This window comes from Dorea sp. OM07-5 (assembly GCF_003481355.1).
Classification (GTDB): Bacteria; Bacillota; Clostridia; order Lachnospirales; family Lachnospiraceae; genus Dorea_D; species Dorea_D hominis.
This window is the reverse complement of record NZ_QUKZ01000055.1, coordinates 1-871: the sequence shown is the minus strand read 5'-3', so window position 1 is coordinate 871 and position 871 is coordinate 1. Positions and strand designations below refer to the sequence as shown.

Below are 871 nucleotides of genomic sequence, written 5' to 3'. Positions count from 1 at the left end.
CTTATTTATTTTGTAAGCCCCGATTTTGCTTTGCTCCATGCAGAATAAAGTTTCACAGATTTTCCGTTTACTTTTACCGTTTTATAAGTGCGGATTCTTACGTAATATTTCTTCTTTGCTTTTAACTTGGAAATCGCTTTGCTCACTGTTTTATTCTTCGTGATCGTCGCGGTCTTTGCACCCTTGAACTTAGACGATGTTCCGTACTGCAACTGATATCCGGTCGTCTGTGTCGCCTGTTTTTTCCACTTCACAGTCAGCTTCTTCTTACCTGCTGTCAATTTGGAAATGCTTGTTGTCTTCGGAATGATCTTAAATGTCTTCTTCACTGTTCCGCTGTAATTATTCTTCAGTGTGATCGTAACGGTATAACTTCCGACATTCTTGCGTCCCTTCGCATAAGCTATGGAATACTCTGTTTTTGCAAGTGTCTTGTCTTTGCTGTTCTTTATTGTTACGGATGGTGTTTTCACTTTGCCGTTGTAGGTATAAGATGTTGCAGCGATCTTGATACCGGATGCTTTTGGAAGGACTTCAGAAGAAAATACATTTCCACAAACCGAACACTGCTTTTCAACTTTTCCGTCTTTGGAAGTCGTTGCCTTTGTTACTTTTTCCTTCGGTGCATCTGTGGTGCAGTTATCTTCTTCTACCGCCGTACATCTTTTCGTAGTACAGTGACGTTTATGTTTACCCTCACCGATAAACTCCCAGTCACTCCATGCATGTTCATCACTCTTCGGTATTACGAGCTGTGCCTGTGTAACGCTCTCTTTTCCTTCTTTGTCAAGGAAGAGCTTTTTGCAGCCTTCGCGCTTACATTTCCAGTATTCTTTCGTTCCTTTACTCTGACAGGTCGCCGGAGCACCTT

Annotated in this window: 1 protein-coding gene; it reads right to left on the bottom strand. The window is 41.9% G+C overall.

Annotated elements, in window-relative coordinates:
* Positions 1-5: 5 nt before the first annotated feature.
* Positions 6-871, bottom strand: an 866-nt coding sequence (locus DXC04_RS15390; protein WP_199692565.1) for a fibronectin type III domain-containing protein, incomplete at its 5' end; no start/stop codon positions are given.